This is a genomic window from Curtobacterium sp. MCBD17_026 (genome assembly GCF_003234895.2).
Lineage (GTDB): Bacteria > Actinomycetota > Actinomycetes > Actinomycetales > Microbacteriaceae > Curtobacterium > Curtobacterium flaccumfaciens.
On the sequence record NZ_CP126281.1, the window covers coordinates 3,167,941 to 3,182,252 of the forward strand.

At 71.0% G+C, this 14,312-nt stretch carries 15 protein-coding genes; 5 read left to right on the plus strand and 10 right to left on the minus strand.

Features of this window, described 5'->3' with window-relative positions:
* Positions 1–82 precede the first annotated feature (82 nt).
* On the plus strand, positions 83–1,390 hold the full coding sequence (locus DEI85_RS15065; protein WP_110861768.1) for a DUF4032 domain-containing protein: 1,308 nt from the start codon (positions 83–85) through the stop codon (positions 1,388–1,390).
* Between the two features lie 438 nt (positions 1,391–1,828).
* Here the strand turns inward: DEI85_RS15065 and rlmB are convergent, their stop codons facing one another.
* The 4 genes from rlmB to DEI85_RS15085 are packed head-to-tail and all read right to left on the minus strand — an operon-like array spanning position 1,829 to position 6,056.
* A complete protein-coding gene (gene rlmB, locus DEI85_RS15070; RefSeq protein ID WP_027466607.1) occupies positions 1,829–2,839 on the minus strand; it encodes a 23S rRNA (guanosine(2251)-2'-O)-methyltransferase RlmB in 1,011 nt (336 codons plus the stop codon).
* A 28-nt stretch (positions 2,840–2,867) separates the two neighbouring features.
* On the minus strand, positions 2,868–4,277 hold the full coding sequence (cysS, locus tag DEI85_RS15075; protein ID WP_111124199.1) for a cysteine--tRNA ligase: 1,410 nt from the start codon (positions 4,275–4,277) through the stop codon (positions 2,868–2,870).
* Positions 4,278–4,309: 32 nt separating this feature from the next.
* The gene (gene ispD, locus DEI85_RS15080; protein ID WP_375231900.1) at positions 4,310–5,557 is read right to left on the minus strand and encodes a 2-C-methyl-D-erythritol 4-phosphate cytidylyltransferase; all 1,248 of its coding nucleotides are present in this window, start codon (positions 5,555–5,557) and stop codon (positions 4,310–4,312) included.
* A gap of 16 nt (positions 5,558–5,573) precedes the next feature.
* Positions 5,574–6,056, minus strand: coding sequence for a CarD family transcriptional regulator (locus DEI85_RS15085; RefSeq protein ID WP_017888066.1), 483 nt, complete (start codon positions 6,054–6,056; stop codon positions 5,574–5,576).
* 141 nt (positions 6,057–6,197) lie between these two features.
* Here DEI85_RS15085 and DEI85_RS15090 point away from each other — a divergent pair, with 141 nt between their 5' ends.
* The gene (locus DEI85_RS15090; protein WP_146249032.1) at positions 6,198–6,854 is read left to right on the plus strand and encodes a hypothetical protein; all 657 of its coding nucleotides are present in this window, start codon (positions 6,198–6,200) and stop codon (positions 6,852–6,854) included.
* 110 nt (positions 6,855–6,964) lie between these two features.
* Here the strand turns inward: DEI85_RS15090 and DEI85_RS15095 are convergent, their stop codons facing one another.
* Positions 6,965–7,645, minus strand: a complete 681-nt coding sequence (locus tag DEI85_RS15095; protein WP_027466611.1) for a response regulator — start codon at positions 7,643–7,645, stop codon at positions 6,965–6,967.
* A complete protein-coding gene (locus DEI85_RS15100) occupies positions 7,642–8,808 on the minus strand; it encodes a sensor histidine kinase (RefSeq protein WP_027466612.1) in 1,167 nt (388 codons plus the stop codon). The genes DEI85_RS15095 and DEI85_RS15100 overlap by 4 nt, the downstream gene beginning before the upstream one ends.
* A 146-nt stretch (positions 8,809–8,954) precedes the next feature.
* On the opposite strand from DEI85_RS15100, the gene phoU reads away from it, so the two are divergent.
* Together phoU and DEI85_RS15110 are read left to right on the plus strand one after the other, a co-directional pair.
* Complete coding sequence (gene phoU / locus DEI85_RS15105; protein ID WP_111124200.1) at positions 8,955–9,623, plus strand: phosphate signaling complex protein PhoU; 669 nt, start codon at positions 8,955–8,957, stop codon at positions 9,621–9,623.
* A 107-nt stretch (positions 9,624–9,730) separates the two neighbouring features.
* The gene (locus DEI85_RS15110; RefSeq protein ID WP_111124201.1) at positions 9,731–10,279 is read left to right on the plus strand and encodes a P-loop nucleotide/nucleoside kinase family protein; all 549 of its coding nucleotides are present in this window, start codon (positions 9,731–9,733) and stop codon (positions 10,277–10,279) included.
* 183 nt (positions 10,280–10,462) lie between these two features.
* Here the strand turns inward: DEI85_RS15110 and DEI85_RS15115 are convergent, their stop codons facing one another.
* Positions 10,463–11,209: a phosphoglyceromutase gene (locus DEI85_RS15115; protein ID WP_071244006.1), complete on the minus strand. Its 747-nt coding sequence runs from the start codon at positions 11,207–11,209 to the stop codon at positions 10,463–10,465.
* Positions 11,210–11,252: 43 nt separating this feature from the next.
* Between DEI85_RS15115 and DEI85_RS15120 the strand changes: the two genes are divergently transcribed.
* Positions 11,253–12,026 carry a class I SAM-dependent methyltransferase gene (locus DEI85_RS15120; RefSeq protein WP_110863119.1) on the plus strand — a complete coding sequence of 258 codons (774 nt, stop codon included), beginning with the start codon at positions 11,253–11,255 and terminating at the stop codon, positions 12,024–12,026.
* 96 nt (positions 12,027–12,122) lie between these two features.
* Here the strand turns inward: DEI85_RS15120 and ygfZ are convergent, their stop codons facing one another.
* The 3 genes from ygfZ to DEI85_RS15135 form a co-directional block, all read right to left on the minus strand.
* Positions 12,123–13,205 carry a CAF17-like 4Fe-4S cluster assembly/insertion protein YgfZ gene (gene ygfZ / locus DEI85_RS15125; protein WP_111124202.1) on the minus strand — a complete coding sequence of 361 codons (1,083 nt, stop codon included), beginning with the start codon at positions 13,203–13,205 and terminating at the stop codon, positions 12,123–12,125.
* The gene (locus DEI85_RS15130; protein ID WP_027466617.1) at positions 13,205–13,807 is read right to left on the minus strand and encodes a heme-binding beta-barrel domain-containing protein; all 603 of its coding nucleotides are present in this window, start codon (positions 13,805–13,807) and stop codon (positions 13,205–13,207) included. Before DEI85_RS15130 ends, ygfZ begins: the two co-directional genes overlap by 1 nt.
* 136 nt (positions 13,808–13,943) lie before the next feature.
* Entirely contained in the window at positions 13,944–14,225 is a 282-nt protein-coding gene (locus DEI85_RS15135; protein WP_146238581.1) for a hypothetical protein, read from the minus strand.
* Positions 14,226–14,312 lie beyond the last annotated feature (87 nt).

Sequence of the window (14,312 nt, forward strand, 5' to 3'; positions counted from 1 at the left end):
AGCGCACTCCCCCGAGAGCCCGCGCCCGCCTCACAAGGGCGGACGCGGGCTCTCGGCTGTCCCCGACACCAGAGGAACCACCGTGCCCGACTCGATGTCCATCACCGCCGCCACCGTCGACCCCGGCCTGCTCGACCTGCCGTGGGACCTGCCGCTCGCCGACTGGCCCGACGACACGATCGTCGCGCTGCCGAAGGGCATCTCGCGGCACCTCGTGCGGTTCGTGCACCTGAGCGGCTACGTCGCCGCAGTGAAGGAGACCGGCGAAGAGGTCGCCCGGTCCGAGTACGAGATGCTCCGGACCCTGCAGCGCATGGACGTGCCGTGCGTGGACCCGGTCGCGGTCATCACCAATCGCGTCGACGCCGACGGTGAACCACTGCACCCCGTGCTCGTGACCCGCCACCTGCGGTTCTCCCTGCCCTACCGCGCGCTCTACTCGCAGACGCTGCGCCCCGAGACCGCCACCCGTCTGGTCGACGCCCTCGCGCTGCTCCTCGTCCGCCTGCACGTCATCGGTTTCTACTGGGGCGACGTGTCCCTGTCGAACACGCTGTTCCGTCGCGACGCCGGAGCCTTCGCCGCGTACCTGGTCGACGCCGAGACCGGCAAGCTCTACCCCGGCGGGCTGTCGAACGGCCAGCGCGAGAACGACCTCGAGGTCGCCCGCGTGAACATCGCCGGCGAGCTGCTCGACCTCGAGGCCGGCGGTCGACTCGACGAGAACGCCGACCCCGTCGACGTCTCGAACCGCATCGTCGCCCAGTACCGCACGCTCTGGACCGAGCTCACCGGCACCGAGCAGTTCGACATCAAGGAACGCTGGCGCATCAACGACCGCGTGGAGCGCCTGAACGAGCTCGGCTTCGACATCGAGGAGCTCTCGATCCACACGACCGAGGGCGGCTCGCAGGTCCGGATCCAGCCGAAGGTCGTCGACGCCGGGCACCACCAGCGCCGACTGCTGCGGCTCACCGGGCTCGACGCCGGCGAGAACCAGGCCCGGCGCCTGCTCAACGACCTCGACTCGTACCGCGCCCGCAACGGCCGCGACGAACTCGACGAGGAGATGGTGGCGCACGAGTGGGTCTCTCGGGTCTTCGAGCCCGTCGTCCGCTCGATCCCCCGTGACCTGCGCGGCCGACTCGAACCCGCCGAGGTGTTCCACGAGCTGCTCGAGCACCGCTGGTTCATGTCCCAGCAAGAGGAGCGTTCCGTCTCCCTGCCCGAGGCCACGACCGCCTACATCAACGACGTGCTCCGACACCGTCGCGACGAGCGCCTGCTCATCAACCCGCCGACCTCGTCGATCACCGTGCCGATCCCGGTGCTGGGCGACGACGACGCCGACGAGTCCGACGACGTCGACGACTGGCGCGCCACGGTCTGACGCGGGCCCCGCTCGGTCACGACACCCCGCCGGGCGGGCGCCGACTGGTCGCAGACCGTCGCCTGCGGCGTCGCGCAGCGACGACTCGTGACCACACGGCGGGCAGCACCAGACGTGTCCCGACCGTTCGGGGGTCGAGAACGCGACCGTCTGGAGGCCCGGCCCGCGTCCCGGAGACCGGCGCCGGCCCTCCAGACCGTCACGCCCAGCCCCGCCTGTGGTGACGTTGGACGTCGAGCGGTCACGACACCCCGCCGGGCGAACGCCGACCGGTCACGGACCGTCACCTGCGGCGTCGCGCAGCGACGACGCGTGACCGCACGGCAGGCATCAGCCGACGTGTCCTGACCCTTCGGGCCCGCCCCAGCCAGCACCGTGAGCAGGAATGGTCGCCTCCCGCTCCGGGAGGCGACCATTCCTGCGCACGAAGTGCTGCGGCTACGCGGTGCGACGGCGCCGAGCGACCTCCCACAGCGTGACGCTCGCGGCGATGCCGGCGTTCAGGGACTCGGTGGCGCTCGAGATCGGGATCGACACGATGGCGTCACACGTCTCGGTGACCAGGCGCGACAGGCCCTTGCCCTCGGAACCGACGACGATCACGATCGGGCGGTCGGCGAGCTCGAGGCCGTCGAGCTCCACGTCACCGTCGCCGTCCAGGCCGAGGACGAACAGGCCCATCGACTTGAGCGACTTCAGGGTCTGTGTGAGGTTCGGGGCCATCGCGACGGGCGTGCGCGCCGCGGCACCGGCCGAGGTCTTCCACGCCGACGCCGTCACGCCGACCGAACGACGCTGCGGCACGATGACGCCGTGTCCGCCGAAGGCCGCGGTCGAGCGGATGATGGCGCCGAGGTTGCGGGGGTCCGTGATGCCGTCGAGCGCGACGAGCAGCGGGACCTGATCGCGCGAGAAGGCCTGCTCCACGATGTCCTCGGACACGGCGTACTGGTACGCCGGCACCTTGAGGGCGACGCCCTGGTGCACGCTGTCGTGTCCGGTGATGCGGTCGAGCTCGGGACGCATGAGCTCGATGATCGGCACGCCACGGTGGTTGGCGAGCGCGAGGATCTCCTTCACGCGGTCGTCGACCTCGATGCGCGACGCGATGTAGAGCGTCGACGACGGGGTCTTCGTGCGCAGGGCCTCGAGCACGGAGTTGCGCCCGGTCACGAGCTCGGAGTCGTCGGTCTTGCGTGCCGGCGGACGGCCCGTGCGACCCTGCGGGGTGCTCGAGGAACCGTGACGGCCCTTGGCCGCCTCGAAGCGGTCCTTCGCGGCCTTGCGCTTGCCGGCGGGGTGGTACGGGCGGTCCTCGGCCTTCGGGGTCGGCTTGCGGCCCTCGAGCGCCTGGGCACCCTGCCCGCCGGAACCGACCTGCTTGTTGCCCTTGCGACCGGTGCGGACGGCGCCGGGCCGACCCTTCTTGCTTCCCGAGACGTTCTTCATGCGTAGCTCCTGTTCGGCACTGCCGTGTTCAGGCGATGCTCCAGCGTGTTCCGGACGGCGTGTCCTCGATCGTGATGCCCGCGGCGGCGAGGTCGTCGCGCACGCGGTCGGCCGCGGTGAAGTCCCGTGCTGCCCTGGCGTCCGCGCGCTCCTGCACGAGGCGTTCGACGAGGGCGGCGAGCGGGCCTGCCGAGGTGTCGTGGCCGCCGCCCGACCAGTGGGCGGCTCGCGGGTCGATGCCGAGCACCTCCACCATCGCAGCCACCTGATGGTACGCGGTCCCGAGCGTTTCCGCATCGTCGGCGTCCAGGGCAGCGTTGCCGGTGCGCACGGTCTCGTGCAGCACGGCCAGGGCCTGGGGCACGGACAGGTCGTCGTCCATGGCCGCGGCGAAGGCCTGGGGCACGGCCGGGGCGTCGGCGAGGTGGACGCCCTCGAGCCGGGTCTCGGCGCGCTCGAGGAACCCGGCGATGCGGTCGTACGCCGCCTCGGCCTCGGCCAGGGAGCCCTCGTGGTGGTCGATCGACGAGCGGTAGTGGGCGGCACCGAGGAAGTAGCGCACGACGGCGGGACGGGCGGATCCGAGGAAGTCCGCGGCGAAGATCGAGTTGCCGAGCGACTTCGACATCTTCTGGCCCTCGACCGTCACCAGTCCGTTGTGCAGCCAGTAGGACGCGAACGGGTCCCCGGCGGCCGTGGACTGCGCCAGCTCGTTCTCGTGGTGCGGGAAGCGCAGGTCGAGCCCGCCGCCGTGGATGTCGAACGCGGGGCCGAGGTACCGACGGGACATCGCCGAGCACTCGATGTGCCAGCCCGGGCGGCCGGCGCCCCACGGGGAGTCCCAGTTGGCCGTCGACGGCTCGCCGGGCTTCGCACCCTTCCAGAGCGCGAAGTCACGGGCGTCGCGCTTGCCACGCGGATCGGCGTCGGCGGCCTCGACCATGTCCTCGCGCCGCTGCCGGGTGAGCACCCCGTAGTCGGCCCAGCTGCCGGTGTCGAAGTAGACGTCACCCGAGCCGTCGTCGGCGGCGTAGGCGTGCCCGCGGTCGATGAGGCGCTGGATGATCTCGTGCATCTGCGGCACGCTCGCCGTGGCCCGCGGCTCGTAGGTCGGTGGCAGGATGCCGAGGGCGTTGTACGCGGCCGTGAACTCGAGCTCGACCCGGTAGGCGCGGGCGAACCACTCCTCGTCCGTGCCGGCAGCCAGGTCGAGGACCTTGTCGTCGATGTCGGTGACGTTGCGCACCAGGGTCACCCGGTAGCCGCGGTGGGTGAGCCACCGACGCCAGATGTCGTAGACGAGCGCGGACCGCAGGTGCCCGATGTGCGGCGACGACTGCACCGTCGGACCGCAGACGTAGACGCTCACGTGTCCGTCGACCAGGGGCACGAGGTCGACGACGGCTGCGGCGCGGGAGTCGTAGAGGCGAACGGTCACGCCTCAACCCTAATCGGCGCGGAGCCGCGGTTTCAGGAGGGACGCACGAGTGCCGTGGCGATCGCCGCGAGCCCCTCGCCGCGGCCGGTGAACCCGAGCCCGTCGGTCGTCGTGCCGGACACGGCGACGGGTGCTCCGACGACCGCGGACAGGGCGTCCTGCATCTCGTCGCGGCGACGACCGATGCGGGGCCGGTTGCCGATGACCTGCACGGTGACGGACACCGGCACGAGCCCGGCGTCGGCGAGCAGCGCGACCGCGCCGCGGACGAAGACGTCGCCCGCGGCGCCGGCGTACCGCGGGTCAGCGGTGCCGAAGCGCCCGCCGATGTCACCGAGGCCCCCGGCGGAGAGCAGGGCGTCGCACACGGCGTGCGCCACCGCGTCGCCGTCGCTGTGCCCGGAGAGGCCGGGTTCGCCGGGGAAGTCGAGCAGCCCGACGCGGCAGGGCGAGGCGTCGTCGAAGGCGTGCACGTCCACCCCGAGCCCGAACCGGACCGCGTCGACAGCGTCCGCCGCCCGCACACCGGCTCCGGCACCAACAGTCGCCTCGGTCCGCGCCCGCACGATCGACTCGGCCCGGCCGAGGTCCCACGGCGTCGTGATCTTGAAGGCGTCGGCGTCACCCGGCACGAACCGGACGGTGCCGCCGACGGCCTGGAACACCCCGGCGTCGTCCGTCTCGGACTGCGACGACACCGCGTAGGCCCGCCGCAGTGCCGCGAGCGGGAAGCCCTGCGGCGTCTGCACCCCGACGAGCGCCGCACGGTCGACGGTCTCGACGACGACGTCACCGTCGACCCGCTTCACCGTGTCCGTGACGGGGAGCGCCGGTACGACGCCCGCACCGTCACCGGCGGCGACGGCGTCGAACACCCGCGAGAACTGCGCCGCGGGCGTGAGGCACCGCGCCGCGTCGTGCACGAGCACCGTGGTGACGGAGTCCGGCAGGACGGCCAGGCCGGCCTCGACCGAACCGTGGCGATCCGCGCCTCCGGCCACGACGGCCGTGTAGGCGACCGCAGCACCCGCGACCGAGCCGACCACCTGCCGGCACTCGTCCAGGTGCGACGCCGGTGCGACCACGACGACGAGCGTCGGCGACGGCAACGCGAACAGGGGTTCGAGCGCCCGCGCGAGCATCAGCGAACCGGCCACGGGCACGAACGCCTTCGCGGTCCCGATGCCGAGCCGGGTGCCGGAGCCCGCCGCAACGACGACGACCGCCCGGTCCACCCCTTCGGGGAACCGTGCGGTCGTCGTTCGTGCTGTCGCGTTCAGTGCGCTGTCGTCAGGCTCAGGAAGCCAGGACCTCGTCGAGGACGGTCGATGCCTTGTCCTCGTCGGTCTTCTCGGCCAGCGCGAGCTCGGAGATCAGGATCTGCCGGGCCTTGGCCAGCATCCGCTTCTCGCCCGCGGAGAGCCCGCGGTCCTGATCGCGCCGCCAGAGGTCGCGGACGACCTCGGACACCTTGATGACGTCACCGGAAGCGAGCTTCTCGAGGTTCGCCTTGTACCGGCGTGACCAGTTGGTGGGCTCTTCCGTGAACGGCGCCCGGAGGACCTCGAACACCTTGTCGAGTCCTTCCTTGCCGATCACGTCGCGGACGCCGACCAGGTCGACGTTGTCCGCCGGGACCTCGATCGTCAGGTCACCCTGCGTCACCCGCAGTTTCAGGTAGACCTTTTCCTCGCCCTTGATGACGCGAGTCTTGACTTCAGAGATGGTTGCCGCCCCGTGATGGGGGTAGACGACGGTCTCGCCGACCTCGAATTGCATGTATCAGGCTCCGTTCCCAGACATCCAGTTTACCACAAGGGCCGTTCCGGTAAGGGGACCCTCAACGCTCACCCCTCCCGGTGATCGCTAGGATGGGCGCGGGGACCGCCCGGTCCTCATCGTGACTTACGGAGGAATCTCTTGCGACCTCGGGTACTCGTGTCCGTCGCCGTTGCGGCAACCATCGCGCTCGGCGCCACCGGGTGCGAGTTCATGTCGCCGGCCCACACCGCCGACATCAAGCAGATCACCGACGGCGTGGACGTCTCGGCCGGCAAGGTCGACGTGCGGAACGCCCTCCTGATCTCGGACGACGGTGAGAGCGCCCGCTTCATCGGCACGCTCGTGAACAACGACGACCAGGACGACTACACCGTCTCGATCGAGGTCGGCGGCGACACCCAGACCGTCGACGTGCCGGCGAACACCCACGTCGACCTCGCCATGGCCTCGGGTGCGGGCAGCGACGACGAGTCGAGCGTGCAAGAGGGCGACACCACGCAGGGCACCACCGCCGGTGACGCCGAGCCGATCGTGTTCGACAACGCGGACGCGAAGCCCGGTTCACTCGTCAAGGTCTACTTCAGCTACCCCGACGCCGAGGGCGTCTCCGCGAACGTGCCGGTGCTGACGAGCTCGCAGGAGGAGTACCAGACCCTCGCGCCGAGCCCGACCCCGACGCCCACCTCGACGTCCCCGTCCGAGAGCGGCGCGCAGTCGACCGGCGAGGCCGTCCCCGGCACGCAGCCGACCGACTCGCAGACGGATTCGTCCGAGGGTGACAACGGCACCAACTGACGCCGACGGGCGCGGCTGACACCGCGCCCGGACCGTTCGCACAGGAGGCCCGGTGCGAGTCCCACGGACTCGCACCGGGCCTCCTGTCCGTACGTCTCGGGCCGCGTGCCTCAGGCCTCGATGCGGTACCCGAGACCGCGGACCGTCACCAGGATCTCGGGGGTCGACGGGACCCGCTCGATCTTCGAGCGGATGCGCTTGATGTGCACGTCGAGGGTCTTGGTGTCGCCGAAGTAGTCGGAACCCCACACCCGGTCGATGAGCTGCCCGCGGGTCAGCACTCGGCCGGCGTTCCGGAGCAGCAGCTCGAGGAGCTCGAACTCCTTGAGCGGCATCGGCGTCTCGGACCCGTCGACCGACACCGTGTGTCGCTCCACGTCCATCCGGATGCCGCCGACCTGCAGGATGCCGCTGTCCGCCGGGTCGTCCTCGGTCCGGCGACGGAGCACGGCACGGATCCGGGCCAGGAGCTCCCGGGTCGAGTACGGCTTCGTCACGTAGTCGTCGGCGCCGAGCTCGAGCCCGACGACGATGTCCACCTCCGAGTCCTTCGCGGTCAGCATGATGATCGGCGCGTTCGACCGGGTCCGGATCTGCCGGCACACCTCGGTGCCGCTCAGGCCCGGCAGCATGAGGTCGAGGAGCACCAGGTCGGGGTTCTCGGCGTCGAACTTCGACAGCGCGGTCACGCCGTCGGCAGCGACGGAGGTCTCGTACCCCTCACGCTGCAGCAGGAACTCCAGGGGCTCGCTCAGGGCCGGCTCGTCGTCGACGATGAGGATCTTGGTCACGATGGCTGCTCTTCCAGTTGCTCTTCGAGTGCTGTGGTCAGTTCGGGATCCGCCTCGGGCAGACGGATGGTGAAGGTCGAGCCCTTGCCGGGCTGCGACCAGACGCGCACGTCACCACCGTGGTTGCTGACGACGTGCTTGACGATCGCGAGCCCGAGGCCGGTGCCCCCGGTGGCGCGCGACCGTGCGGGATCGACACGGTAGAACCGTTCGAAGACGCGGTCGAGGTCGGCCTCGGGGATGCCGACGCCCTGGTCGGTGATCGCGATCTCGACGAAGCCCTTGGACGACCGGACGCCCACACCGACGCGGGTGTTGTCCGGCGAGTACTTCACCGCGTTGGCGATGAGGTTCGACACCGCGACCTGCAGCAGCCCCCGGTCGCCCATCACCCGCAGCTTCGACTTCTTGGCGCGGATGATCTCGATCGAGCGGGCGCGGGCGACGACCTCGTTCGCGTCGATCGCGGCCTGCACGATCTTGTCGATGCCGGTCTCCTCGCTGTTCTCGAGCGCGTCGACGGACTGCAGCCTGGACAGCTCGATGATGTCCTTCGTCAGCGCCCCGAGCCGCTCGGACTCGGTGATCAGCTGCGCGGCGAACTTCTTGACGTGCGCGGGGTCGTCGGCGGCGAGGACGAGGGTCTCGGACAGCAGGCCGATGGCGCCGATCGGCGTCTTGAGCTCGTGCGAGATGTTGGCGACGAAGTCGCGGCGGACCTCGTCGATGCGCCGGCTCTCGGTCAGGTCGTCGGCCGTGAGCAGGACGTACCGGTTGCCGAGCTGGGCGGCACGGAAGCTGAGGTAGCCGATGAGCTCCCCGTGGCGGCCGCGCGGCAGCTCGAGGTCCTCCGACCCCATCTCCCCGCTCTTGCGCACCCGGTCGATGAGCTCGAGCAGTTCGTGGTGCACCAGGCGTCGGCGCACGACGAGCCCCGCCGTGAGCGCTTGGGGGGATGCCGCGACGACGGTGTTCGACGGGTCGATGACGACCGCCGGGTTGTGCATCGTCGCGATGACCGCTGCGACGCCGTCCGGCAGGGTCCGCTCCGCCACGTCGGCAGCACGTGCCGTCCGCTCGGCGGTGATGATCAGCACCACGACGCCCGCGCCGAAGACCCCGCCGAGGAGCATCGACAGTGGCACGAGCCACGCGTTGTCCATGCCGCCAGTGTAGGGATGGTCATGCGGGGTTCCGGTACCGTTCACCGTCTGCGGAAGGCCAGAACGCGAAGCGTTCAGCCCCGCGTCACCGTTCGTTCACCTGGGCTGACGACACTCGTCCGGTACGCAGAGAGAGGTACTCCCCCATGCGCGAAGTCTTCCAGCAGGAACTCCAGGACGTCCAGGAGCGACTGACCGAGATCGCCGGGCTCGTCGAGTCCGCCATCACCCGAGCCACCCAGGCCTTCAGCGACTCCGACGTCGCCCTCGCCGAAGAGGTGATCGCCGACGACGAGAAGATCGACCTCGCCGCGAACAGCCTCGACGAGATCGCGATCGACATCCTCGCCCGCCAGGCACCGGTGGCCCGCGACCTGCGCGTCGTCGTGACCGCCCTGCGCGTCAGCTCCTCGCTCGAGCGCATGGGCGACATGGCCGAGCACATCGCGCAGCTCGCCCGCCAGCGCTTCCCCGAGAAGGTCGTGCCGAAGGGCCTGCGCAGCACGTTCAAGGAGATGGGCCGGCACGACGTCGCGATGGCGCAGAAGCTCACGCGGCTGCTCGCCACCGAGGACATCGCACTGTCGGCCGAGATCCGCGACGAGGACGACGCCGTCGACGAGCTGCACGCCAGCGTCTTCGACTTCGTGCTCGGCGAGGCCTGGAAGGGCGGTCCGATCGACACCGTCGACGCCACCCTGGCCTCCCGCTACCACGAGCGCTTCGCCGACCACGCGGTCTCGATCGCGAAGAAGGTCGAGTACCTGGCGACCGGCGACTGGACCGGCTCGTCCACCTCGACCGCGGCGGTCTGACCCGACCCGATCGGTCTGACCCGGACCGATCGGTCTGACCCGGCTCGATCGGTCTGACCCGGCCCGATCGGTCTGACCCGGCCCGATCGGTCTGCGAGGATCGTGGCATGGCCCAGGTCGCGATCATCGTCAACGGCATGCCCGGTTCCGGCAAGAGCAGCATCGGCACGGCACTCGCCGAGGTGCTCGGCTGCCCGTTCCTGTCGAAGGACCGCATCAAGGAGCCCCTCGCCGACGTCGTCGGCCCGATGATCGCCTCGCGGCCGCTCGGTGGCATCGCGATGGACACGATGTGGTCCATGGCGCGGGCCGTCGAGAACGGGGTCGTCCTCGACGCCGTCTGGCTGCCGTCGCGTGACCGGGACCGCCTGGAGGCCGGACTCGCGTCCGCCGGGTCGCCTCGCGCCGTCGAGGTGTGGTGCGACACGGACCGCGCCACCGCCGAGCAGCGGCTGCGCGACCGGTACGAACCGGGCACCGTGCCGGTGCGGCACGAGGTGCACGGGGACCTGGCCGACGTGCTGGCCTTCTGGGACGAGCACGGCGACGACGCCCGGCCCGTCGGGCTGCCCGGCGTCCCGGTGATCCGGGTCGACACGACGAAGCCCTACGTCGTCGGGGCACTGGTGCAGGAGATCGCGTCGCACTTCGTCTGACCAGCCACGGCTCGTCGAGCCGACCGTGCTGCCGAAGCGACAGGTCGTCGACGGGGCGATCCGTTCCTCCTGGCAGAGCGACAGGAGTCGGCGGAACGTCGGCGGCCCACTGTCGCCTTCGCGAAGCCCGGCACACGCACGAACGCCCCGCCCGGATGCCGGACGGGGCGTTCTGCGTGGGTGCTACTTCTTGGCGCCCTGGGCGGCCACGGCGGCGGCGCCGGCTGCGGCGGCCTCGGGGTCCAGGTAGTACGCGGGCTTCGTCGGCGTGAAGTCGTCGTCGAGCTCGTACACCAGCGGGATGCCCGTCGGGATGTTCAGGCCGGCGATGTCGTCGTCGGAGATGCCGTCGAGGTGCTTCACGAGCGCACGCAGCGAGTTGCCGTGGGCCGTCACCAGCACGGTCTTGCCGGCGGCGAGGTCCTTCGTGATGTCGGACTCCCAGTACGGCAGCAGGCGGTCGATCACGAGCTTGAGCGACTCGGTGCGGGGCAGCTGGTCGCCGAGCTCGGCGTAGCGACGGTCACCGAACTGCGACCACTCGGCGTCGTCGGCGATGGGGGGCGGCGGGACGTCGAACGAACGGCGCCACTCCATGAACTGCTGCTCGCCGTACTCGGCCAGGGTCTGGGCCTTGTCCTTGCCCTGCAGGTCGCCGTAGTGGCGCTCGTTGAGGCGCCAGTCGCGCTTCACCGGCAGCCAGGCCAGGTCGGCCTGCAGCAGCGCGATGTCCGCCGTCTGGATCGCACGGGTCAGGAGCGAGGTGTACAGGACGTCGGGGACGATGCCGGACTCGGCGATGAGGTCGCCGGCGCGCTTCGCCTCCTTCTCGCCCAGCTCGCTGAGCCGGACGTCGACCCAACCGGTGAACAGGTTCTTCTGGTTCCAGTCACTGTTGCCGTGACGGAGCAGGACGAGCGTGGAGGTCATGCTCCGAGTCTACCGAGCGGTACCGGCCCCGTACCCTTGACGCATGCCCATCGGGAACGTGACGCGCGGGACGACCGGGTACAACCGGCTCCGCCGCGTCGACCGGTGGATCGCGACCCTGCCGGTGCTGCGCCGGACGGACGACCCGCTCGTCGCCGACGTCGGCTACGGGGCGTCACCGACCACCACCCTCGAACTGCGCGACCGGCTGGCCGCCGTCCGACCCGACGTCGAGGTGACGGGCATCGAGATCGAGCCCTCGCGGGTCGCGCTCGCGAACGCCGGGACCCGCGACGGCGTGACGTTCCGCCTGGGGGGCTTCGAGACGCCGACGCCCGGGCAGCGCCGGCCCGCCGTCATCCGGGCCTTCAACGTGCTGCGGCAGTACGACGAGTCCGCGGTGGTCGGGTCGTGGCGGATCATGCAGGACCGGCTGCAGCCCGGCGGTGCGCTCGTCGAGGGGACCTGCAACGAGGTCGGTCGGGTGGCCTCGTGGGTGACGCTCGACGACGTCGCGCCGCAGACGTTCACGGTGTCCCTCCGGCTCGCCGGGCTCGACGTGCCTTCGATCGTCGCCGAGCGTCTGCCGAAGGCGCTGATCCACCGCAACGTGCCCGGCGAACGGGTGCACGCGTTCCTGCGGGACCTCGACCTGTCGTGGGCGGTCGCCGCACCGCTCGGCACGTACGGGCCCCGGCAGCGGTGGATCGCCACGGTGCGCGGGATGCGTGACCGCGGCTGGCCGGTGCTGCACGGTGTGACGCGCTGGCGGCTCGGTGAGCTCAGCGTCCCGTGGTCGGCCGTCGAGCCCGCCTGACGCCAGCGCGCAGGACACCGGTGTTCGCGCTCCGAACACCCGCGAACCGCGGTGCGACCGGCGAACACCGGTGTCTTGCGACCCTCAGCGCGCAGGCTAAGAGCGCTTGACGGCCCCGAGGCGGGGCAGGCGCGGGACGTTCGCCGTAGCACCGGCCTCGGGCGGGACGATGGTCTCCTGCGCCGCGGTCACCACGACGTCGTCGGCCTCGAGCCGCAGGGTCGCGGTGGGGTCGAGCGAGCGCTTCACCACGGCGAGCCCTATGGGACCGAGCTCGTGGTGGATCGCCGACGCCGAGAGCCGACCGACGGGCTTGTCGTGGAGCAGCACCGGGGTCCCGGGCGCCGGCAGCACACCGTCGGACCCGTCGAGGTGCAGCAGCACGGCCCGACGCGGCGGGTGCCCGAGGTTGTGGACCTTGGCGACGGTCTCCTGCCCGCGGTAGCAGCCCTTCGACAGGTGCACGGCGGAGCGAAGCCAGTCGAGCTCGTGGGGGATCGTCCGCTCGTCGACGTCGGACAGGGTCGGGCGCCAGGCGGCGATCCGCAGCGCCTCGTACGCGAGCAGCCCCGCGACGGGGACGTCCGACGCGGCGATCGCGGCCGCGGTGCCGGTGGTGACCACGGCGGTGCGCAGGGTCCAGTCGGAGCCGGGGTGGGCCTCCTGTTCGGCGTAGCCCCATCCGCCCGGCGTGACGGCGCCCCACGGGTCGACCCACTCGGCGACGGGCGGTTCCGGCAGTTCGACGGACGCGAACGGGGCGTCCGCCCCGAACCAGCCGAGGGTCACGAAGTCGGCGGATCGGTCGGCGACCTCGACGCGCAGCATGAAGCGCATCGAGTCGAGCCAACCGGCGAGCGGCGCAGCGTCAGCGCGCTCGGTGAGCAGCCAGACCGTCGCACCGTCGTCGACGACGCGGGCCGCGTGCTCGACGCGTCCGGCCTGGTCGAGCACGAGCGTCTCGGTGCTGACGCCGGTCGGCAACCCGGTGAGCTGCTGCGAGGTGATCGAGTTGAGCCACGACAGCCGGTCCGGTCCGGAGACGGTGACGACACCGAGTCCGAGCTCGACGACGGCACGCCCCCGGGTCAGCAGGCGCTGCTCCCCGATCGGGTTGCCGAAGTGCGCGGCGACGGAGTCGGCGGCGACGAAGCCGTCACGCGCGGCGAACACCGACATCAGTCGACCTTCGCGAGCTGCCCCGAGGCGTGCGAGGTGAGTTCGCGACCGAGCGCGGCGATGTCCCACGCCCAGAAGAGCTTGCCCTCGACCAGCCCGTACAGGCGGGTCGCGGCGGAGTAGTCCTTCGCGTTCGGCGAGCGCAGCACGGCGTCGGTCGACAGGTCGATCCGGCCCTTCAGCACACGGCCGACGTAGAGCTCGTTGACGCCCGTCGGGTGGATGATCGCGGCCTCGACGTCGAAGCCGTCCGTGGTGTTGCGGAGCGCCTCGACGCTCTCGACCGTGCTGAAGGGCGTGGGCCCGTCGCCCAGGAGCATCGCGGGGCCGCGGTCGCCGGGCTCGGTCGGACGGTCGATCCGCCAGTAGCCCATCTCGGCGGCGAGCGGGGTGTGGTCGTCGTCGAGCAGCCAGGTGGTCGACGAGTAGTTCAGGTACGGCAGGCCGTCGTGGCTGAAGCTGACGCGCTGGCCGAACTCGTAGTTCCGGACCTCGTCGTCGTCACCGACCGGGTACTCGACCACGCCGGTGCCCTCCCACACGCCGACCAGCCACGACAGCGGGACCAGTTCGGGGGCGAGGCCCTCGGGCAGCTCGATCAACGCTGGCCCTTGAACAGCTTCACGACGACGACCACCGAGATGAACGCGATCGCGAGCGACGCCAGGCCGAGCAGGCCGACGTAGAAGAGCTCGAGCGCAAGCAGCGAATCCATGCTCGGAGTCTACGCGGCTCGGCTCAACGCGCCAGGAGCACCACCGCGGTGACGAGGACCACGACGAACGCCCCGGACGACGCGATGCTGATCCGTTCGACCAGACCGTCCTTCGTGGCCGTGATGAGCTGCAGCACGAAACTGACCATCACGCAGGCGACGAAGACGAGCAGCAGCCAGGCGAAGGCGTCGCGCTCGGCCAGGGTCAGCACGAGCACGGCCCCGACGACCGCCAGCACCCAGACCGGCAGGACGGACGTCAGCCGCAGGCGACGCTGGTCGGTAGGGTGCACGGGCTCGGTCACGCGCTCCATCATGGCAGGGACGCGCGGAGCGCACGCACCGTGCGGTGCGGGACGACGCGCAATCCGTCCGGCCGGATAGGTGGTTCG

What these genes read in the sequence shown, in the direction of transcription:
- rlmB (WP_027466607.1), bottom strand. Translation starts at nt 2,839, where the DNA reads ATGAAGAACGTCTCGGGAAGCAAGAAGGGTCGGCCCGGCGCCGTCCGC.
- DEI85_RS15085 (WP_017888066.1), bottom strand. Translation starts at nt 6,056, where the DNA reads ATGCAATTCGAGGTCGGCGAGACCGTCGTCTACCCCCATCACGGGGCG.
- DEI85_RS15100 (WP_027466612.1), bottom strand. Translation starts at nt 8,808, where the DNA reads ATGGACAACGCGTGGCTCGTGCCACTGTCGATGCTCCTCGGCGGGGTC.
- phoU (WP_111124200.1), top strand. Translation starts at nt 8,955, where the DNA reads ATGCGCGAAGTCTTCCAGCAGGAACTCCAGGACGTCCAGGAGCGACTG.
- DEI85_RS15110 (WP_111124201.1), top strand. Translation starts at nt 9,731, where the DNA reads ATGGCCCAGGTCGCGATCATCGTCAACGGCATGCCCGGTTCCGGCAAG.
- DEI85_RS15115 (WP_071244006.1), bottom strand. Translation starts at nt 11,209, where the DNA reads ATGACCTCCACGCTCGTCCTGCTCCGTCACGGCAACAGTGACTGGAAC.
- DEI85_RS15120 (WP_110863119.1), top strand. Translation starts at nt 11,253, where the DNA reads ATGCCCATCGGGAACGTGACGCGCGGGACGACCGGGTACAACCGGCTC.
- ygfZ (WP_111124202.1), bottom strand. Translation starts at nt 13,205, where the DNA reads ATGTCGGTGTTCGCCGCGCGTGACGGCTTCGTCGCCGCCGACTCCGTC.